The organism is Spiroplasma taiwanense CT-1 (genome assembly GCF_000439435.1).
Taxonomy (GTDB): domain Bacteria; phylum Bacillota_I; class Bacilli_A; order Mycoplasmatales; family Mycoplasmataceae; genus Spiroplasma_A; species Spiroplasma_A taiwanense.
On the sequence record NC_021846.1, the window covers coordinates 484,080 to 504,514 of the forward strand.

Annotated in this window: 27 protein-coding genes and 3 pseudogenes; 27 read left to right on the top strand and 3 right to left on the bottom strand. The window is 21.3% G+C overall.

Annotated features, from left to right (window positions below; genetic code table 4):
* Positions 1-55 precede the first annotated feature (55 nt).
* From rpsU to STAIW_RS02500, 22 genes and pseudogenes are all read left to right on the top strand, one after another.
* The gene (gene rpsU / locus STAIW_RS02415; RefSeq protein WP_020834273.1) at positions 56-220 is read left to right on the top strand and encodes a 30S ribosomal protein S21; all 165 of its coding nucleotides are present in this window, start codon (positions 56-58) and stop codon (positions 218-220) included.
* A gap of 78 nt (positions 221-298) precedes the next feature.
* Complete coding sequence (locus tag STAIW_RS02420) at positions 299-826, top strand: hypothetical protein (protein WP_020834274.1); 528 nt, start codon at positions 299-301, stop codon at positions 824-826.
* Between the two features lie 69 nt (positions 827-895).
* On the top strand, positions 896-1,288 hold the full coding sequence (locus STAIW_RS02425; RefSeq protein ID WP_041618830.1) for a Holliday junction ATP-dependent DNA helicase RuvA: 393 nt from the start codon (positions 896-898) through the stop codon (positions 1,286-1,288).
* An 18-nt stretch (positions 1,289-1,306) separates the two neighbouring features.
* On the top strand, positions 1,307-1,447 hold the full coding sequence (locus tag STAIW_RS06190) for a hypothetical protein (RefSeq protein WP_020834275.1): 141 nt from the start codon (positions 1,307-1,309) through the stop codon (positions 1,445-1,447).
* A pseudogene (locus STAIW_RS06490) lies at positions 1,437-1,868 on the top strand (AAA family ATPase); the annotation flags it as partial. The gene STAIW_RS06190 and the pseudogene STAIW_RS06490, both read left to right, overlap by 11 nt.
* 126 nt (positions 1,869-1,994) lie before the next feature.
* On the top strand, positions 1,995-2,195 hold the full coding sequence (locus STAIW_RS06495) for a hypothetical protein (protein ID WP_236608533.1): 201 nt from the start codon (positions 1,995-1,997) through the stop codon (positions 2,193-2,195).
* 78 nt (positions 2,196-2,273) lie between these two features.
* The gene (locus STAIW_RS06815; RefSeq protein ID WP_408640668.1) at positions 2,274-2,339 is read left to right on the top strand and encodes a hypothetical protein; all 66 of its coding nucleotides are present in this window, start codon (positions 2,274-2,276) and stop codon (positions 2,337-2,339) included.
* A gap of 81 nt (positions 2,340-2,420) precedes the next feature.
* Positions 2,421-3,269 (top strand): S66 peptidase family protein, encoded by an 849-nt coding sequence (locus STAIW_RS02435; RefSeq protein WP_020834276.1) that lies wholly within the window; start codon positions 2,421-2,423, stop codon positions 3,267-3,269.
* Positions 3,270-3,372: 103 nt separating this feature from the next.
* Positions 3,373-4,176: an HAD-IIB family hydrolase gene (locus tag STAIW_RS02440; protein WP_020834277.1), complete on the top strand. Its 804-nt coding sequence runs from the start codon at positions 3,373-3,375 to the stop codon at positions 4,174-4,176.
* Between the two features lie 76 nt (positions 4,177-4,252).
* Positions 4,253-4,507: a hypothetical protein gene (locus STAIW_RS02445; RefSeq protein ID WP_020834278.1), complete on the top strand. Its 255-nt coding sequence runs from the start codon at positions 4,253-4,255 to the stop codon at positions 4,505-4,507.
* 207 nt (positions 4,508-4,714) lie between these two features.
* A complete protein-coding gene (locus STAIW_RS02450) occupies positions 4,715-5,239 on the top strand; it encodes a hypothetical protein (RefSeq protein ID WP_041618832.1) in 525 nt (174 codons plus the stop codon).
* A 42-nt stretch (positions 5,240-5,281) separates the two neighbouring features.
* A complete protein-coding gene (locus STAIW_RS02455) occupies positions 5,282-5,611 on the top strand; it encodes a hypothetical protein (RefSeq protein WP_148285969.1) in 330 nt (109 codons plus the stop codon).
* A 106-nt stretch (positions 5,612-5,717) separates the two neighbouring features.
* Positions 5,718-6,365 carry an FtsX-like permease family protein gene (locus STAIW_RS02460; protein WP_084676577.1) on the top strand — a complete coding sequence of 216 codons (648 nt, stop codon included), beginning with the start codon at positions 5,718-5,720 and terminating at the stop codon, positions 6,363-6,365.
* A 297-nt stretch (positions 6,366-6,662) separates the two neighbouring features.
* Complete coding sequence (locus STAIW_RS02465) at positions 6,663-7,082, top strand: hypothetical protein (protein WP_020834279.1); 420 nt, start codon at positions 6,663-6,665, stop codon at positions 7,080-7,082.
* Entirely contained in the window at positions 7,069-8,190 is a 1,122-nt protein-coding gene (locus STAIW_RS02470) for a hypothetical protein (protein ID WP_041618835.1), read from the top strand. Before STAIW_RS02465 ends, STAIW_RS02470 begins: the two co-directional genes overlap by 14 nt.
* 137 nt (positions 8,191-8,327) lie before the next feature.
* Positions 8,328-8,783: an FtsX-like permease family protein gene (locus STAIW_RS02475; RefSeq protein ID WP_084676578.1), complete on the top strand. Its 456-nt coding sequence runs from the start codon at positions 8,328-8,330 to the stop codon at positions 8,781-8,783.
* 291 nt (positions 8,784-9,074) lie between these two features.
* The gene (locus STAIW_RS06360) at positions 9,075-9,656 is read left to right on the top strand and encodes an ABC transporter ATP-binding protein (protein WP_269077215.1); all 582 of its coding nucleotides are present in this window, start codon (positions 9,075-9,077) and stop codon (positions 9,654-9,656) included.
* A 234-nt stretch (positions 9,657-9,890) separates the two neighbouring features.
* A complete protein-coding gene (locus STAIW_RS06675; RefSeq protein WP_269077206.1) occupies positions 9,891-10,019 on the top strand; it encodes a hypothetical protein in 129 nt (42 codons plus the stop codon).
* A gap of 20 nt (positions 10,020-10,039) precedes the next feature.
* Positions 10,040-10,798 (top strand): ABC transporter permease subunit, encoded by a 759-nt coding sequence (locus tag STAIW_RS02485; RefSeq protein WP_020834280.1) that lies wholly within the window; start codon positions 10,040-10,042, stop codon positions 10,796-10,798.
* A gap of 86 nt (positions 10,799-10,884) precedes the next feature.
* Positions 10,885-11,400 (top strand): hypothetical protein, encoded by a 516-nt coding sequence (locus tag STAIW_RS02490; protein WP_020834281.1) that lies wholly within the window; start codon positions 10,885-10,887, stop codon positions 11,398-11,400.
* Between the two features lie 54 nt (positions 11,401-11,454).
* Positions 11,455-12,573 carry a hypothetical protein gene (locus tag STAIW_RS02495; RefSeq protein WP_020834282.1) on the top strand — a complete coding sequence of 373 codons (1,119 nt, stop codon included), beginning with the start codon at positions 11,455-11,457 and terminating at the stop codon, positions 12,571-12,573.
* A 1-nt stretch (position 12,574) separates the two neighbouring features.
* Positions 12,575-13,396 (top strand): hypothetical protein, encoded by an 822-nt coding sequence (locus tag STAIW_RS02500; RefSeq protein ID WP_020834283.1) that lies wholly within the window; start codon positions 12,575-12,577, stop codon positions 13,394-13,396.
* A 26-nt stretch (positions 13,397-13,422) separates the two neighbouring features.
* Here STAIW_RS02500 and STAIW_RS02505 read toward each other — a convergent pair whose 3' ends face one another.
* On the bottom strand, positions 13,423-14,247 hold the full coding sequence (locus STAIW_RS02505) for a hypothetical protein (RefSeq protein ID WP_020834284.1): 825 nt from the start codon (positions 14,245-14,247) through the stop codon (positions 13,423-13,425).
* A gap of 88 nt (positions 14,248-14,335) precedes the next feature.
* On the opposite strand from STAIW_RS02505, the gene STAIW_RS02510 reads away from it, so the two are divergent.
* The 4 genes and pseudogenes from STAIW_RS02510 to STAIW_RS02525 all read left to right on the top strand — a co-directional run.
* Complete coding sequence (locus STAIW_RS02510; protein WP_020834285.1) at positions 14,336-15,268, top strand: hypothetical protein; 933 nt, start codon at positions 14,336-14,338, stop codon at positions 15,266-15,268.
* An 11-nt stretch (positions 15,269-15,279) separates the two neighbouring features.
* The gene (locus tag STAIW_RS02515; protein ID WP_020834286.1) at positions 15,280-16,065 is read left to right on the top strand and encodes a pyrroline-5-carboxylate reductase family protein; all 786 of its coding nucleotides are present in this window, start codon (positions 15,280-15,282) and stop codon (positions 16,063-16,065) included.
* Between the two features lie 2,265 nt (positions 16,066-18,330).
* Positions 18,331-18,735: pseudogene (locus STAIW_RS02520) on the top strand (ATP-binding cassette domain-containing protein).
* Positions 18,720-19,145 (top strand): annotated as a pseudogene (locus STAIW_RS02525) (family 1 glycosylhydrolase); the annotation flags it as partial. The pseudogenes STAIW_RS02520 and STAIW_RS02525, both read left to right, overlap by 16 nt.
* 227 nt (positions 19,146-19,372) lie before the next feature.
* On the opposite strand, the gene STAIW_RS06680 reads toward STAIW_RS02525, so the two are convergent.
* Together STAIW_RS06680 and STAIW_RS02530 are read right to left on the bottom strand one after the other, a co-directional pair.
* Positions 19,373-19,501, bottom strand: a complete 129-nt coding sequence (locus STAIW_RS06680) for a hypothetical protein (RefSeq protein WP_269077207.1) — start codon at positions 19,499-19,501, stop codon at positions 19,373-19,375.
* Between the two features lie 9 nt (positions 19,502-19,510).
* Positions 19,511-19,975: a 6-phosphogluconolactonase gene (locus STAIW_RS02530; RefSeq protein WP_041618839.1), complete on the bottom strand. Its 465-nt coding sequence runs from the start codon at positions 19,973-19,975 to the stop codon at positions 19,511-19,513.
* Between the two features lie 156 nt (positions 19,976-20,131).
* On the opposite strand from STAIW_RS02530, the gene STAIW_RS02535 reads away from it, so the two are divergent.
* Positions 20,132-20,362, top strand: a complete 231-nt coding sequence (locus STAIW_RS02535; RefSeq protein ID WP_020834287.1) for a S1 RNA-binding domain-containing protein — start codon at positions 20,132-20,134, stop codon at positions 20,360-20,362.
* The last annotated feature ends 73 nt before the right edge of the window (positions 20,363-20,435 follow it).

A 20,435-nucleotide genomic window follows, 5' to 3' on the forward strand; every position in this document is an offset into this window, starting at 1 on the left:
TATGGAAACTTTTGAATAATGTCTTTATAATTACATTGACTAGGAGTTGAAATTAATGGCAAGTGTTGTTGTGCGCGAAGGAGAGCCTATTGAAAAGGCTTTAAAGCGTTTTCAAAAAGTAGCTGCTTCAAATAAATCTGAAGCAAGAAAACGTGAATACCATTTAAGTAAAAAAGAAAAACGTATTTACAAACAAAAGCAAAATAAAAAATTTGGTTAATTCCAAATTTTTTATTTTTTAATACATTTAATTAATATATAATAATATTGTTTAAAAATCTGTACGAGAGGTAAAAAAATGGCAATGAACAAAGAAATATCAAAAAAAACAAAGAAAAATGTTGTTTTAATTTTAAAAGAAGTTGGTGATGAAAAGAAAATGTTTGTGGGTAGAAAAGTTCAAAGACCATCTGTTTTAAAAAGCAATTATAATAGAGTTGAATTAGCAAAACAAACAATGTTAAATTCAAAAAAGGGTAAAAATGTTACAGTGGAATTGCCTGTTGCAATTCAAGATTCAGTTAAAAATAAGGAGAGAATTGAAAACATTTTAAATCTTAGATCTTCAAATTCTCCTGAAGATATTAGAAAAAAATTATCAATTGAAACAAAACCACTTACAAAAAAAAGAGCTGAGGAATTAAAAGAAGAAAGAATTGCTTTTTTTCAAGCAAATATTAAAAAAAATCAAAAAGAAGTTTCTTTAACAAATTCTAAGTCAAAAAGAAGTTCAGTAACTTCACAAAAAGTAAATAAAGAGTCTAAGAAGTCTAAAACTACAAAAGCCAATGTAACTTCAAAAAAAACAGTTGCAAAGAAAAAATAATTTAAATGAGCTAGCTCATTTTTTTTATTTTTACTAGAAATAACGATAATACTAATTAAGGAGGAAAATATGTATTATTTAAAAGCAAAAGTCATATGACAAAATGAAAATGATTTAGTTGTAGAAACAAACAATATTGGTTATAGAGGTAAAAAAATATTTAATGAAAATCTGGAAATAGAAAAAGAATATAAGCTTTATTTAATAACTTATCATAATGATTTTATTCATCAATTATTGTTTTTTAGTGATAAAAAAGTGAGAAATTTGGCTAAGATTCTTTTAAATATAAAGAATATTGGCATTTTAACAATCATAAAAATTTTTAAAAATTTAAACATTGATGAATTTCTTATAATTTGCAAAGAACAAAATATTAATAGTATTATGATAAAAACAAGAATAAGTGAAGGTCTTTCCAAAAAAATTGTTCAAGAAATAAGAAATAGAATTTTTAATTAAAAATATAGTTCAAAGCAAATGAATATTATTAATTCATTGAATAGATTAGGCTACAGAATTTCAGATATTTATAAAGCAATTGATGGAATTGATATAAATTTTAAAGAAGAAATTATTTTAGAAATGGCAATTCGCAAATTAAATTCATATGAAAAATAATTTTTTTAGACCTTATTCTTTTGATGAATTTATAGGACAAAAAAATATAATTTCAAATTTAAAAGTTTTTATGGAATCAGCCAAAAGAAGAAACAAAAATTTAGATCATATTATTATTCATGAAAATAATGGGCTTGGTAAAACAAGTTTAGGATTATTAATTTCAAAAGTACTAAATTAAAAAATTTATATTCTAAATGGACCAAGTCTACAAAAACCAAGTGATATTATTTCACCGCTTACTAATCTTAAAGAAAATGAAATTATTTTCATTGATGAAATTCATGCAGTTTCAAAAGAAGTTCTTGAAGTACTTTATCCTGTTCTGGAAGATAATAAATTAAGTATTATTATAGGAAAAAAATATAATTCAAAAGTTGTGAATTTAAAAATTCCACCTTTTACATTAATTTGCGCAACAACAGAAATAAATAAATTAACCTCTCCATTTGTAAATAGATTTCCAATTAACTTTCATTTTCAACATTATAATGAAAAAGAAATTGAAAAGATCATAAAAATAAATTCATTAAAATTAAATATTTTATTGGAAAATGATGTTATTAGTTTTATTTCAAAGTATTGTCAAAATAATCCAAGAGTTTCAATAAACATTTTAAGAAGAATTTATGATTTTATTATTTTTGAAAATATTTCAAATATTAATATTAATTTTATTAAAAAAATTAAAAATATATGATTATGGATTAAATTCACAAGAAGTAGAATATTTAAAAATTTTAAGTAAATCAAATTTTTTAGGAATTGAAAGCTTCAACAAATTTTAGGACTACAACAACAAATTATAATTAATAATATTGAACCAATTTTAATTAGAAATTTATTAATTGTAAAAACATCCAAAGGAAAAAATTTAACAGAAAAGGATTAAAATTTTTAGAATCATTAGATAAAGAAACAATTGCTAATTAATGGTAAAATAAATTTATATTTAATAGATAGGGATTTTAAGATGAAGTTAGCAGTTTTTCATGTTTCAAACTTTATTATGCAAAATGAAATTGAATATAAAAATTCAATTAATTTTTTTGAGGAAAAAGGTTTTAAAGTAATTAGGCCAATAGAAGAATTTAAAAAATTTGATAAGGAAATTGCTTTACCATTTGAGTTTAATAAAGTTATAAAAAGAGATTGTGTTTTAGCACTTCCTTCTTTTTGCGAAAAAGATACAGATTACTTTTTAGATAAAATTGATTATAAAGATATTTCAAAAACCCAAACAACATTTTGTGGAAATTCATTTGTTACGCCAATATTAAATGCTATTTCAATTAAAAGTAAAAATCCAGTTTTTTATGGTCCAAATTTTATTACTCAATTTAATTTGGAAACAAAAGAAGAATTATATATTGATTTAATTCAAAAATTAACATCAAAAGAACAGTTAAAATACTATAAAGATGAAAACTACTTATTTCATGGAAGTAAAATAATTAAAGGTATTTTAATAGGGGGAGAAATTAATTCTTTAATAAAATTTTGAAATACTAAGTATAGTTTTAAAATAAATCAAAATTCAATTTTATTTATTGATGGAATTATTAATAATATTGATGAATTAACCAAAATATTAACTTTTTTAGATTTAAATAATGTATTTAAAAAAGTAAAGGCAATTATTTTTTGTGAAACAATCTTAGATGATAGAGTTATTTTTGAAATGTTAATTAAAAAATTTAAAAATATTAATAAAGCAAATTTGGTAGTTGGATTTTCTGGAATGTTTTCTAGTAAAATATCAATTATAAAATTGAATTCTGAAATTAAAATTGACTTTAAAAATAAAGTTATTATTCAATAATTTTATTTTTAAAACTACTTTTATTTTTTGAAAGTAGTTAAATTTTTTATTTTTTTTTTCAAATTAATGTTATATTATTAATTTGTTATGGAGGATGTATAAAATGAAATGATGATTTTCAAATTATGATGGTACTTTAAGAAGGGGGTCGGGTACTAAAATTGAATCAGAAGATTTGAAATTTATTGAAAAATTTCAAAGTCAAAACAATAAATTTAATATTGCAACAGGAAATATGCTTTGTGATATGAAGTCAGTTTTACCAGAAAACTTAAATTATGAATTTATAATTACAAATAATGGAAATTGTATTTGAGATAATAATGATAAAATTATTTTTTCAAAATCAATTGATATTGAAGAAAGAATTAAAATTTTGGAAATATTACAAAATTTAAATGAAAATTTAATTTGTACATTTAATTTATTAAATGAAAGAAAAAGTTTTATTTTTAAACCAAGTTTAGAAGTAAGCTCAAAAATGAGTAGATCAAAATATTTTAATATATTTTTACCAAAAATTGAAAATGAATCTGAAGCAATTGAGGAATTTTTGACTAATGAAAATATTAATTGTATTTCAATTTGAGGAGATGATGAGATTGTTAAAAAAATTTTAAATATTTTAAAACCAAATCTTATTAGAACAAAAGTAATGTATGTGAAACAGAATCTTATAGAAATAATTGATGTAAACACTTCAAAAAAAACAGCTATTGAATACTTGCAAACTATATATAATTTTGATAATGATCAAATCATTACTTCAGGTGATGGGGGAAATGACATTGAAATGTTAAAAATGACAAAAAATTCTTTTGCTATGTTGGACGGAAGCAATGTTGCAAAAATTGCTGCAAATCATATTATTTCACGAGTTCATGAAATAGATAGATATATGAAATAGATTTTTAAGCAAAGTATATTTATAATTTATATTTACTTTCAAATATAAAAGAATACTATATAAAAGAGGTGAAAAAATGTCAAAAAACTTAGATAATGTTATTGAAATTCTAGATTTCACTAAATATGATTTTGATGAAATTAAACAATTTTTGAATGAGGGAAAAACAATTAAAATTGCACTTGAATTGGGTGAAAATGTTAAACGTTCTTTAACAAAAGGTTATAGTGATCATTTTGATGCAAATATTGAATTAATTGAGGAAAAAGAAAATTGTGGAGTTTGTGGTTGTGGTAAACCAGCAAATGCTTTATTTTATTTTTATAAATAAAATAAAAAATATTTTTTAACATAAAATCTTTTTTATTTTTTTGTTACTATATTAAATATTGAATTTTTTATTTTCTCTATAATAATAAAAAGTGTTATTCATTTAAAGGAAATATAAAATGAAAAAATAAAGATTTTACTTTTTAAAAATGCATTCAAAATAAGTTGGAGAAGCCCATCACAAATAATTGGTCTTTCTGCATTAATAATGTTAGTATCAATGATAATTTCTTTATTGTCCTCAACAGGAACAAGAATTACAAATGCATATGAAGAATTGATAGTAAAATCAAATTTAAGAGATGTAGTAATGGAAATTGATTCAAATACATCACGTTTAAAAGAACCTCTTGACTATAATTTAAATATAAATAGTCAAGAGGTTTATCAACAGTGAATATTAAATAATTTATCAGATAAATATAATTTTTTTTGATCAAGAACTGATGGTAGAGTTTTTTCAAGTGCTATTTTAAATAATGAAAAACTTTTATTAAAAGTACTAGCAAAATTAAATCAAGAAGCTAATAATTCAGTTGATAAAATGATAATTTCTTCCGGAAGTCATTTAAACCCTGATGAAAAACTTGCAAGAAGAGAAATTATTGTTGGAGATTCTTTTGCAATTAAAAATAATATTAAAATTGGAGATATCATTAGAGTTCAAAAAGATGAATATGGAAGTGATTTATTTGTGAAATCAAATCCTGAAATTGCAAAAATAATTAATTAATGAGATTCATTTTATGAAATAGAGGATTCAGAATTTTTGGGAATGAATTGATTTACAGTTGTTGGTTTTGAAACAAGTGCAGATTTTACAATTTTAATTATCAATTCTTCAACAGTTTTACCAAATGTTTCAACAGAAGCAATTATGTATGTTCATTCAAGTTTATTTGGATTTTCAAAATTTAACTATGAAAATAATAATCTTCAAAAAACTTTATATACTTTTGAAAATAAAAATTCATTACTTTCAACTTCTTCTTCATCAGATGAAGAAATTTATTATTCTTTAAAATTTGAAAACAAAAATTTAGATGATGATTTAATTTTAAATTTAAATGATGATTTTAAAATTAATGGGGGAATTGAAAAATAAATTTCTTTTTTCTATTTAAATAATGATGGTGATTATAAATTTAGTTTAAGAACATCAACATTAATTCCAGTATTTAAATAAATCAAATCCCCCCCAAATAATTTACATGATCTTAAGTGCTTTTAATTTGACAACAATTGCATTATTAATAATAATATTATTAATATCTGTTTTTACAATTGTTTTAATTACAAGAAAACAAATTGATAACATGAAAAGGCAAATTGGTTGTTTAAAATCTCTTGGTTATAAAAAAAATGAAGTTATAATTAGATTTATTTCAACACCTTTAATTGTTTCAATCATGGGAACTTTATTGGGTTATTTTATATCTATTTTCATAAGTTCAGTTATTGTAAAATTTTTCTCCAATTATTTTAATATAGCGTTTATTGGATTTAGTTTTAATATTTTTGCTTTAATTTTATCAATTTTATTTATTTGAGCATTATTAAATTTTACTGTAGTAATTATGGCAATTTTTACAATAAAAAATTCTGCTTTAAATTTATTAAAGGGAAATGCAAGTAAAGGTATTTCAAAATTTGGGTTTTTCATTAAAAAAACTTCACCAAAATGAAGTTTTAATTCTCATTTAAGATCTGCACTACTAACAACATCATTGGGAAAATTTTTTGGAGTAAGCGCAACAATGTTGCTTGGTACTTTTATGTTAACAACAACAATCATAGCACCAAAAGTTTTAAAAGATAATAAAACTGCAACTTTTAATGGTTTAAATTTTGAAAATTAAATTGAATATACTGCACCAATTTCTTCTAATCCTTTATCTTTTTACAGAACATATAATTCTAATTTTGAAAGTGAAGATTGAGGATATAGTGATGAAAAATATGTAGAAACATATGCAGGAAAAGACAAGATTATTGCAAAAACTGCTTCACCAGTTACTAATGATGTAATTCCAAAAATTGATAGTAAAAAAATTATTTTTCAAATTTCTTAAGGAAATATACATTCATAATTTTATAATATTGATATTTTTGGTGATAAAACTGGTTTAAATAAAAACCCTTATTCTTGAAGTGTTATGAGTTATTTAAATTATAAAAATTTATCAACTTATTTTTTAAAAAATTTAGATCTAATTCATTTGGAAGAAGGATTAATAAATAATATCGGATTAAATATTCTTTTAAATCAATGAGTGGATTATGGAATTTTTAAAAGTGAAATACAATTATTAACTTCTCCTAAAGAATTAGCAAAAATTTTACTTTGATTTTATAAAAAATATACTTCAGGAATTTCAATAACTTTTAATCCAAATTTTACAAATGGTTTTGATTTATTAAATTGGGATAATTGAAATTGAAAAAGAGAAAATATTGATGATATGTTTAAAAAGAAAATTGATTTATGAAATGGAAATGATCAAGATATTTTTGAATTAACAAATAAAAATTTTATTCCTGATTTAAATAAAAAAAATAGGTATGGCTGAAATTAACTTTTATAGCAAAGATATTAAAAATATGTATATTGATAATTTTTCAGAAGTAGAAATTTTACAACTAAATCAGGCATTGGTTATGTGATATACAGCAGTTTTTCAAAATAGATTGGGTGTTGTTGTATTAGAAACAGTTTATTCAAGAGCACTTTATTTTGTGCAACAATATTTAAAACAGGCATATGAGAATGATGAATTATATAATATATCATTTAATTTAATTCCTTATGATCAATATTCAGAAGAAATTGGAACATATTTTGATGCTAACTTTTATAATAGAAACAATATTTTAGAAGATGCAAAAATATATGGAATTAATAGTGATACAAAATTACTTGATCTTAGATCAAAAAATGGAGAAATTTTAAATAATAACCTATTTAATCAAAACTTGGAGGAAAATGTTATTCCAATTATTATTAATGAAATAATTGCAAAAAAGGCAGGTTATCAAATAAATGATATTATTGATATTCAAGTATTGAAAGATGAAGTGTATCAAAATAATAAAAAATTAACAATTGAAGATTTTTCAAAAAATAATCAAGATTATTTTAATGAATATAGATCTAAAACAAATAGAACATATTATTCAAGTAGTGGAAAAAGTTTTGTTGATAATACAATACCAATAATAGGAAATGTTGAACCATTAAGTAATGTCAATAAAGAAACTGCATTTACTTCAACAAACACTAATCCAATTCATTTAAGTATGCTAGAAGGAAAAACTTATTTAACCAAAACAAGTCAATTATATAAAAATTTTAAAATTGTTGGAATTCAAAATGGTTATGGAAAGCCTCAAGGTTGAATTTCTAATGATGATGCTAATGAAATTTTAAATTACAATAAAATAAAAAAATATAATTTTAAAAATTATTTTATAAATGAGTGAGCTCACTTACCTGAATTTAACTCTATTTTCAATGAAGAAAAAGTAAAAGATTTTTTTCAAAATTCACCAGAATATGAAGATTTTTTAATAAAACTATCATTAACTCAAAATAACAAAAAAATATTTGAAATAAAATTAATGATTTTTTTAATAATTTATATCCTATATTTAATTATAAAAATTCATCAAATTCAGAATTTTTAGATTTAACACAAGGTTTTTCTTCTACTCAAAAATTTGCAGATTTCAGTTCTAGGGGTTTAAATGGAACATATTCAGAAGATAATGAGAGAAATATTCTTGAGTTTGTTGAGGGTCTTGGAATTGGTTCATTATCAACAATGATGCCATTAGAAAAAACAAGACAAATTTTAGATCAAATTACTCAAATTGTTAATATAACTATGATTCTATTTATGGTTATAGCATTAATTGTTTCAATTACAATAATCTTGCTGACAACAGGGTTAATAATTTATGAAAATAATCAATTTATTGCTACTATGAAAATACTTGGTTATTCAAACAAATATATTGTAAGACAAATTTTAGGAATGTACTTATTGCCAATAGTATTAATGTTTATTTTAGGAGTTACTTTAGGTTGATTTATTTTTGCTTATGTTGCAGATTTACTTGCTTTGTCAACTTCTTGGGTATTGCCTGTTACTTTTGTATGATGAATTCCATTAAGTGTTTTTGCAATTATTATGGCAATTTATATAATTAGTTTTGCAATTGGTTGAAAGAATATTCAAAAAATAAATCCACTTGAGGCATTAAAAATAATAGATTAATTATTTAATAGATAAATTTTGAAAATTGTTTAAAAATGCTTAAAACTATGTATAATATTATTTATTAGAAAAAACTTAAATTTTTCAATATCAAATTATAAAAGAACAAAATATATTCAACATATTGTTTTCAAAGAAGGGGATAATAATTTAAATTTAACACTATTTTAATTTTTTAAAGAAAAGGAGAAAAAAAGTGAAAAATTTAAGTAAAAATTTAGAAAAAAAGAAAATGTCATTTCGGTTATTGATTTAAATAAACAATTTAAGTCAGGTTATGGTATAAAAGATATTAATTTTTTAGTAAAAAAAGGAGCAGTTTTTGGTTATTTAGGTCCAAATGGGGCTGGAAAATCCACAACGATTCGTTCTTTAATGGGGTTTATAAAACCAAATAGTGGAGCATCAAAAATATTAGATTTAAATAAAAAAACAGAAAATATTGAAGAAATAATTTCTTATGATTCTTGAACTGATAGTGATAAAATTCAAAAAATAATTGGTTATGTTCCTGGGGAAATTGCTTTTCCAGAAAATATGACTGGAATTGAATTACTAAAAATGGTTTTTAAACTTAGAAATATGTCAGATTGAAATGATGTAAAAAAACAAATTTATTATTGAAAATTTGACCCAAGTTTAAAAATTAAAAAAATGTCAAAAGGGATGAAACAAAAATTAGCTTTATGTATAGCATGAATGCATAATCCAGATATTATAATACTTGATGAACCAACAACTGGTTTAGATCCTTTAATGCAAGAAAAATTTGTAAATCTTGTTAAGAAATCAAAAAAAGAAGGAAAGACAATAATTTTATCTAGTCATATTTTTTCTGAAATTGAAAAACATGTGATTATGTTTCAATTGTAAAAAGAGGAGAGATAATTTCAACAATAAATATTTGAAGATATTCAATATAATGATAAAAAAACTTATGAAATCAAGTTTAATAATGAAATACCAAGTAATATTTTAAAATCAGATAAATGAAATATTATATCAAATAATAAAAATTCATTATTTATTTCTGTTAAAAATATAAATGTAAATGAATTAATAAAAGAAATTAATAAAAGTGAAATAGAATTTTTAAAAGAGCATCCATTGGATTTAGAAAAATATTTTATGAAATATTATCAAAATGAAATAAAAAAAGATATTGTAAATACTATTGAAAAACATAGTGAAAAAATTTCAAATTCAAAAAAAATTCAAAAGCAATATTTGAAGTAATAAATAGATCTTACAAATCAATGTTAGTAATGTGATCTTTTTTAACTGCAATTACTTTAATCATGATAGTTGCAATAGTAGTAACTTTAAAAATAAATGATTCTTTTGTCCCAGTTCCTGATCCAGAAACCGGACAAACAATACCAGTAGATATTTATGTCAATAATTTAGTTCAACAAGTTATTGGAGATATGGTATTTGGAAGTATGGGTTATGTTTTAATTGTTGTTTTCGTTTTAATGAATTCTTCAAAAATAGTTGCTTCAGAAGTGGAAAAAGGAACATTAGTAAATTTATTAACAACAAATTTAAATAGAAAATCAGTAATTTTATCAAAAATGAGTACATTTATTAGTTTAATTTTTATTTCAATTCTTAGTCAATATTTAATAACAATTATTAGCTTACAAATAGTAAATCAATTACAATATGTTGATTTAGGTATTTTTACTTTAAAAGCATTTGGAGCATTCCTACTTTTACTATTTACTTCAGGGTTTGCGTTTCTTTTTAGTACATTATTTAATAGAAATTCACAAGCATTAGGATTAAGTGGGGCAATTGTAATAATTTCATGAGTATTTCAAATAGCTTCAAGTTTTAGAACTCTGGATTGAATGAAATATTTATCTTTAAATTCCTTATTTATTCCAGCTAATATTACAAATATAAGTGAGTTTTCAAATTATCTTGGACAATATTTAACTCTAGGAATTGGTTCAATTGACTTATATATTGGTGCATATTTTATCTTTATTAAAAAAGATTTACCTTTATAATATAAATTAAACCTTATTAAGTAGTCATTAAAAAAATTTTAAAAATGATGTATAATATTCTTAATATATTTAATGAGGTAAGTGTAATGGAAAATAAAGTTTATAATTTAAAAAAATCAAGTTTGGGAAAGATGGAATTTGTAGAAGGTACATCATTTTTAATGATCGCTGGAATTGGAGATAATGATAAAATATTTAGAGAAATTTTAATTGTAAAATCATCAGAAGATGCAATTAAAAAATTTCCTTCATGATCAATGGAAACTATCTATACTCATATTTCAGATAAATCAAATTTTCATAATTCTGTTGTAAATTGATTAATTGAAAATTGATTAGATGAGGGTATTATTACTTTTAAAAATTCAATGTATGAAAATTTTGGATATGATGAATTTAAACAAATGGATCCAATTGAATTTATTAAATCAGAGCCTGAAATGGTTCCATTATGTTTAGTGCATATTGCAGTTAGATTTACAAATGGTTATTTAAAAATTCCAGTCAATGAATTGGAAATATCAATAAGATTTGTAAAAAATGTTTTAGGAATTAATTTTTGAGAAGAGGGAAATCCAAAATCAAATGAACCTCAAATGTAAGAGATAATATTATCTCTTTTTTTATTTGTTATAATTAGTTTAAAGGTGAAAAAAATGAAAAAATTATTAACTGCAATATCATCAATTAATATATTTAGTTTATCTTTTTATGTTATTTCTTGTGGAGTTGATCCAACAGAAGTTAATTATGATAATGCAAATCATAGATATATTTTAGAAAATTCTTTTTTTAATGGAATAGAAGAAAATAAAAAATATTTTAAACTTTTACCAAATTTAGAAACAATTAAAGAAGAAAGCCAAAGCTCTCAATTAATTTTTAGTGATGATAATTATTTGAAATTTGATTGTAAATTATATAATTGCTCACCAGATGATTTTAATGGGGTTAATGTTTCAACTGATGAATATAATTCACCAACAGATTTAACTGATTTTAATCAAATTTTAAAAATTCAAACAGCATATGATGAATTAGCTTACTGATTTCAAATTATGCCATTTTCGAGTGAGGAAAAATATATTATTTATGATTTTTCCACATTATCTTTGAATGTTGATTATTCAAAAAATTTATATTTCTTTGATAAAACAGAAGAAAATTTTATTAAATTATTTTCTCAACAAATTTTAAATATTTCAAAACAAGCTGAAATAATAACTAAGGAATTTAACTTTATTATGGAAGAAAATACTTTAAATGTGGATTTATTTAATAAATACCTTTTAAAATCAACAGCAAAGTTTGATTCTGATTCAAAAGTTCTTATTTTTCAACCAAAACCAAAAAACCAAATTAATGAATTAAGTGAGCAAGAAGAAATAGAACAGGTTGAATATTACTCACCTTCTGAGATAGAATCAGAAATTAAAAGAATTTTATCTTTTTATCAACCAAATTTGGCTTTTAAAACTGAAGAACAAAAAAATAGTGATGAAAGCAATGAAGAAATTCAATTTTATGTTTCAAAAAAATCTTCAAATTTAGACTTTTTTAATATTAGTGATTCTGAAATTGTAGAAAATATTTGAATTGAAGAAGCAATAATCCCTGATCCTGAAACACCTGATCCTGAAACACCTGATCCTGAAACACCTGATCCTGAAGTAAATACAATAAGATTAAAAATTCCAAAAGCAAAAGAATTTTTATTTATAAATTATGAACAAAAATTTATTTTAAATAAAAAAAGTGATGGGGGAAGTAAATAATATGAAAAAATTACTACTTATATTTTCTTCATTTTCAATATTTTCATTTCCAGTTTTAGTTACAGCTTGTGAAGCAATTGAAACTTTTCCTTCAAAAAATTTCTCAACTACAACTAATGTTATTAATAAATTTTTTAGTGAGGAAATAAATAAAATAAAGCCATATAATTTTAAATATTTACAATTAATAAATAATTCATGAGAACATATTGGATTTGAATCAAATCTTTCAACTCATAAGGCAAATAATGTTATTTTTGATTCTAGTAATTTAACTATCGAGGAAAAGTCATTCGTAGATATTTTATCAAGCCTTTATAACCCAATAATAATGGATGATGAAATAAATTTTACAGGATTAACTTTTGCAATTGAAAATATTTTTTTAAATTCAATTACTTTGAATAAAGAATTTGAATCAGTTGCACAATCTGAAATTGCAATTACAATTAAGAAAGGTTGAAAAATATCTGGAAAATTATTATTAACATTGGAAACATCAAGTAATGATTTAATTCCTAAAGAAGAGACTTTTCAATTTATAAATAAAATTATTGAAAGTTTGAAATTTAATTTTAAAATTCAAGAAAATTATGAATTTGAGGAAACTGAAGAAATTGCAGATGATTACGATTTTTATATTACTGGTAACATTGATTCAATAATATTTGATTCTTTTAGAGAAGAACTATTGAAAAAACAATTTATTTTAAATGGTTTAAATTTAAAAAATAGTGATATTCAATATGAAGAAATTGAATCAAATGGGGAAGATTTAATAAAAACAATTACAATTGCGGGAATTAAATATAGGTTTGTATAAAAAAAATAAAATATTACAGTAATATTTTATTTTTTAAATATTACTTTACTTTCTAACATTTTATTAATTAAACTTAATTTTGAGTATAATTCATCACAGATCATAATTCCTTTATTAAAAATAATGATTTTTGAATTGCTATTTAAATTTTGAGGATTTAAATTAGTTATTTCATTTTCATCAATATCTGCACCAATGATTGTATTAAAATAATGTTCAATAATTTCACTTGCCATTTTTTTCTCTATAAAACTCTTATCTGATTCTAAAATTTCTAACTCATCTTCATAATTTTTGCTTTGAATTGGATTTTGTTTTGATCATATTTTTAATTTTTCTAAACTTATTTTATAATTTTCATTAATTATATATTCTATATCTTCAAGTAAAACATCTTCAATTAAAGTATCTTCTCCAATTTTACTTAATAGTGTTTCTAGAGTATCAACTGAATATTTAATATTTCTTGTTATATTATTTATTTGCATTTTAATTATAATTTCTGTTATTTTTTCTTGAATATTGTTTGGATTTTTATTTAAAGTTTCAATTAGTTCTGATTGAATTTCATCCCCGATAATTTTTAAATTTCCTTTTGCATTGTTATTAAAACTATATTTTGCAATAAAGGCCTTTAATTCTTCTAATGAATCAATATTTGCAACACTTTCTTTTATTCCATTTAAAATATAATTCATTATTTTTATATCAGGTTTAAAATCACCAAAAGTTTGATCTGAATTTTCTAAAAAGCCAAGACGCAGACTATCAACTTTTTCTAAGAAAAAATCTTTAAATCATTGACCTGAGATATTATTTATGAATTCTTTTAAAGTAGTTATTTTTTTCATTTTTTTCACCTTAGAAATATAATATCTTATAAAACAAAAATTTTATATATTATTATTATGTTATTATATTTTAAAGTAGGTATTAAATATGAAAAAAAATTCAATTCAAATCATTGATGATGGTTTTTTTTTATTAAATGAAAGACAAAATTTTAGATTTGATAAAAATATTGCAAAACAATTACTTGAAAACATTCAATTTCCAATAATTGTTTTAGATACTGAATTTTTTAATCATTCACATGATATTGGTGAGTTTGATACTAAATTGTATGATGAAAAAAATAAGGATTTAGTATATGTTATTCAATATTCTTTTGCAAAATCTTTAAAAGAAATTTCAAATAGAGATAATAAAAAAGCAATAAAATCAATAACAATAAAAAGAGGATATAGAGACTATTCATATGATTTTCATAGTCAGTACTCAAAAATGATTAAATCTTTCTTAAATATGTGCCGTAATAAAGAAATAAGAACAATTGTTTGTGCTGGAGCAAGCAACGATGTTAAAATTATAAATCAATGAATTAATGATAATAAAAGTTTATTTACAAGAAAACAATTAAATATGGCTTTTTATAATAAAGAAAAAAAAGAATTAAATGCAAATTACTTTGATATTTATCAAATATTGGAAAATTCATTTTCTTTTTCAAATACAAGAAAAAATGGTCTTGAATTTTGAAATAAAAATAATTTGCCTGTTGGAAAACAAAATGATGAGATGATTTCTTTAACAAGTACTAAAAAATTTTTTGATTGATTTGAAGAAATAAATAGTGATATTTTTAAAGCAGAAAAAGAAGAGATATATTCAATGTGCTGTAGTGCCTATTCTTTTTTTTCAAGACCTAAAAAAATGGATATGAGTTTTGAACAATATAAATTAATGAATAAAAATATTAAAAAAGTAATTGATCATTGTTATAACGATGTTTTAAAAGTATTAATTTTTTTAACATTTATCTATGAATTTACTTATCAACCCTATAATAAAAATAGTTATATTCAAAAATAAAAGGAGAAATTATGAAAATATTATTTATTGGTACAGGTGCAATGGGTGAAGCAGTTTTAAAGTCAGTTACTGATAATTTAAATAATGATGAAATTTCTATTATTAATAGAAATTTATTAAAATCTAAAAAAATTTCAGAAAAATATAACTGTAAGTTTTTGACACAGTTTGAAGAAATTAAGTCAATTAAATTTGATATTTATATAATTGGGGTTAGACCAATTGACATCAATCAAGTATTGATTGATTTAGATAAAATTGATATTTCAAACAGTTTGATAATAAGTATGGTAAATGCTTTATCAATAAGTACAATTCAATCTGCATTTATTAAATCAAAAGATATTTCGATTATTAGAATGATACCAAATATGAACGCTATAATTGGTAAATCATTAACTAGTTATACAACATTTGGAAGTGATATTAAAATAATTCAAAAAGGAGTAAATATTTTAAAAACTTTTGGCGAAATTTTTGGAATTAATGAAGAAAATTACCCATCATTTGTAACTTTAACAGGAACATCTCCTGCATATATATTTGCTTTTTTAAACGCTTTTGAGGAATTTGGTATTGAAAATAACTATGAACCAAAATTTTTAAAAGAACTTATTGCAAAACAATTTATAAACACAATTGAAAATTGAAAAAATAATGATAAAAAAACTGTTGAACTAATTTCTGAAATTTGTGTCCCTAATGGTTCAACAATAGCAGGCTATGAGGTTCTATTAGAAAATAAATTTAATAATATTGTTAAAAAATGTCTTAATAAATCAAAAGAAAAGTGTTAATTTTAGTTAAAATTTTATTATTTGGTTTACCTTAAAAATCAAACTTATTTATTTTATTGATTACGTGGAAAGAAAAATTTAGGGGAAAAATAACTGAATAAAGCATATTAAAACTACCACAAAATGGCAGTTTTTTTGTTTATGAAAAAAGGTTATTTGTTTTTGAAAAGGAGAAAAGCAATAATAATGAGGTAAAACTTTTACCGCTAAATCTTAGATATAATAAGATTAATAATATTAATATTAGAGACTTAAATTCAAATAAAGATAGTTTTAGAGAAAGTACTTAGAAGTAACAAAGGAATTATTGAAATATGAAGATATTTTACAAGATATGATACAAGAAAAAAAAATAATAAATTATGCCTAGATGATAATCATAAAATTTATAGATATATAGTTTTATGTATCAATATTTATTTTCAATATTTGAAATAATTGATAAAAGTTCAATATTAGTAATGGTTATTAAATATGTTTAGAAAGTAAATAAAATTTATCCTTTGATAAAATATGAAGTGAAAACTTATGTTATAAAATTAATAAATTAACTATAGTTAAAATTTACACTGAATCAATTAATCAGAACAAAAAATCTACTAATTCAATGTGAAATAGAGTAGAAAAATCAACAAGAATTGATAAAAATTATATATTGAAAAAATAATTATTTTTTAATATTTTAAAGTAAACTTCAAAATATTTAAATTTAAAATTATCTATTATATTTTTAATAAAAGCATATTAAAAATAGCAAAATATAGATTTTGAATACCTATATAAATTTAAAAAGTTTACAATTATTTATTTTTTTTGTATGATACTTATAAGTGGAGGATAAAGAGAGGAAAACTTATTTGAAAACATCGAGCAAAATAAAACATCGTTGTTATCATTAGATAATAAATTTGATGTTTAATAAGCACCAATATGTTGTTGTACATCAAGTAGTTTAAGTTGCTAGTTACTATATAATATTTGAGTTAGCTCAAATATTATATTTTTATAGTAGGAAAAAATGAGTTTGAATGAGAAGAAAATTAAAAAATCTATGTCAATTAATTGCAAGACTCAGTATATTTTAAAATAGGCTGGCAAAGTATTATCAAAACAATATTATATAGAATAGCAATGAATTTTTTGAAAAGAAAATTCTGAGCTGTTATCGTTGGATTTTACAAAAACTTTAAACAATAGAATACTGAAGATAATTATTTTAAATTAATATTTAAAAGAAAAAGTTCAAGATATTTTTATTCAAGTAAAATTAATAACTTGGATAAAGGAATTTATAAATATAATAAGTATTCACATTCAATAAGTTTAGTTAATCAAACTGAAATTAATTTGGATAAATAATTTTTTTAAATAAAAATATAGAAAATAGGTCTTTAATATTTTTTTATTTTTTTAATCAAAATATTAATTTGTATAAATATCAAGATTTGAGTACAATACTTTTTTTGAGAAGCAGGAGCAATTTCACAAAATGTTTCATTAATTGCTTAATCTTTACTTTTAGGATCTTGTGATTATGGTGGAATGATACCGTAAAAAATTGTTGACTTTTTAAAATTAAATAAATATTTTAATCAATCAGTAATTGGATTTACTCTAATACGAAAGACAGAATAGATGAAATATGTAAAATCTATAGATACTAATATTTATATAAAAGAAAATTTAATTTTCAGTTAAGTCTGATGAGCAAGTAAATGAAGACTACTTCTATGTAATAGATAATCAGAAACTTTGTGAAATTAATAAATATTTTTTAAATAAAAATTTAAAAGTTTTTAATGTCAGAAATTTTATTGAAATTAAAAATAATGGAATACCTATATTTATACTGAAAAATTTTAATTATAAAAATTGATTAAGCATAAATTAAAGTCTAATTTCAAAAAAAAAATAAGCGTATATTTATTTAAACTTATAATTAAATTTTAAATATAATTTACTATTATATGGATTATTGTTACTAATACTTTTTTATTTATTAAATATATTTAGAACCAATTTCATAGATAATATATTTTTTCAACCTAATTTTTATTTTACCTATAACGCAAAGCAAAATTGAAGTTAGGATTATGTTTTTATTAGAAAGCATAATCATGAAACTTTATACAAATAATATTAAAAGAAAATTTTCAAAGGAGGATAAATATGCTTAAAATTACTAATCTAGAATATTCAATTAAAAAGAAAAAAATTATAAGCATTCAGAAACTAAATATTAGAAGTGGAGAAAAATTGGCAATAATGGGTTTGAACGGCTCTGGGAAAATAACTCTTGTTGAAATTATATTAGGAATAAGAAAAGCATAAAAAGGAATTTTAGATTTTGATAGTAAATATATTTTAAATGCTGTTTTTCAAGAATCAAGTTTTGTAAATGATATAAGTTTAAAAGAAATATTTTACTTATATTGCAGTTTGTATAAAGTTCAAAAAAATCATATGAATTATTTTAAAAAATTTAATTTACTTGATATAGAAAATAATAGTTATAAAAAAATATTTGGTGGTCAACAACAAAAATTTAAATTTTTAATTTCATTATTAAATGAACCTAATTTACTTGTTTTAGATGAAATAACAACATCATTAATATGTCAGGAACAGTTTCAAAAGAAAAAACACAAAAAACTGGGGGAAACTTATTAGGAATGAGTGCAAATCCTTTCTTAAAAGCAAGTGAATGAGGATGACAAATTGATGGTCAAGGGTTAAGATATACTTTAAATGATTTATGAGATAGATATTATTTACCATTATTTATTTCAGAAAATGGTCTTGGTGTTGATGAGAAATTAAATGAAAATAACACTATTGAAGATGATTATAGAATCGATTATATGAAAGAACATTTTATTGCAATAAATGACGCAATAAATGATGGTGTAGATGCTATGTGAGGAGTTATTGATTTAGTAGCTGCTTTAACTTGTGAAATGTCAAAAAGATATGGATTAATTTATGTTGATTATGATGATTATCATAATGGAACTGGAGATAGATTTAAGAAAAAATCATTTAATTGATTTAAAAATTTTAAAGAAACATATGAATTATAGTTTTTTTACGGCTATTTAGTGAACATCTAAAATAAGATTAATAATATTTATTATTAACCTTATTAAAGATGTTGTTTTTAATAAATAAAAACCCATATAAATTTTGTATAGGGAATACTCGACTTTTTTAATCAATACAATCTTTTGTTACTATTAAATCAAAATTATTATGTAAAGTTAAAATAGTTGCTGATCATTTTTCACTAATTTTTTCAGAAAGCATCATTTTAATTGCTTCTTTTTTTTGAAGTTCCATTGGCAATCATTATTAATTTTTTACTGCTCATAACTTCTCTAGGACCAATTGTTACAAAATCACCACTAATTTTTTCTTTTAAATTTAAACTTTCTTCCAAACTACTTAATTAATTTTGAGGGATTTTAATAAGTCTTATTTTGGATCCAAATTCCACTTCACCTGATAAATTTCCACAAAAATGCCCATCAGCCCCTAAACCAATAAAAATAATATCTAAACCTCCATTAGATTTAACAATATCATTTCATTGTTCATAATTTTTTGTATTTAAATGAATAAAACTACTTTGAGATAAATCAATTTTATCTAAAATTATCTGTCTTAATTCATTTTTAGTTGCACCAAATTTTATTTCACTATTTTTATATTCGATTTCATCAAAATTATAAATTTTTTTATTTACAATTTTCTTATTCTTTAACATTTCTGCAAGAATTTCATAAGCTCTAATTGGTGTTTTACCCCCAGTTAAAGCAATATTTAATGGTTCGTTTGTTATTAAAATATCATATAAAATTTTTGCAGTATATTCACTCATTTCTTCATAATCATTTTTTACAATTAAATTCATATTTTTTACTCTTTTCTTTCTATAGATATATTTTAATAATAAAAGTATATAAAGTAGTTTATAAAATATAAAATACTTTACTTTTAGGAAAAAATTCCAAACAATTTGTTTTTTTCAGTTTATTTTAATGTATAGTTAGAGTAAAGGAGAAAACACATGGATAAAATTGTAAAAGTAACTATTACTAAAATTGTTGACTTTGGTGCATTTTGTGATGCAAGTATCGATGGAAAAACTTACAAAGGGTTAATTCATATTTCTGAAATAGCTGATAGCTTTGTGACTAATGTTTCTGACTATGTAACAGTAGGGCAAGAAGTTGACGGTTATGTTATTTCAATCGATGATAACAAAGATCAAGCAAAAATATCATTAAAAAGAGTTTAAACGATTTATTCACTGTTAAGTTTATATATATAATTGATCTTATTAGTATTTTTTATTAATGTGTTATCTTATA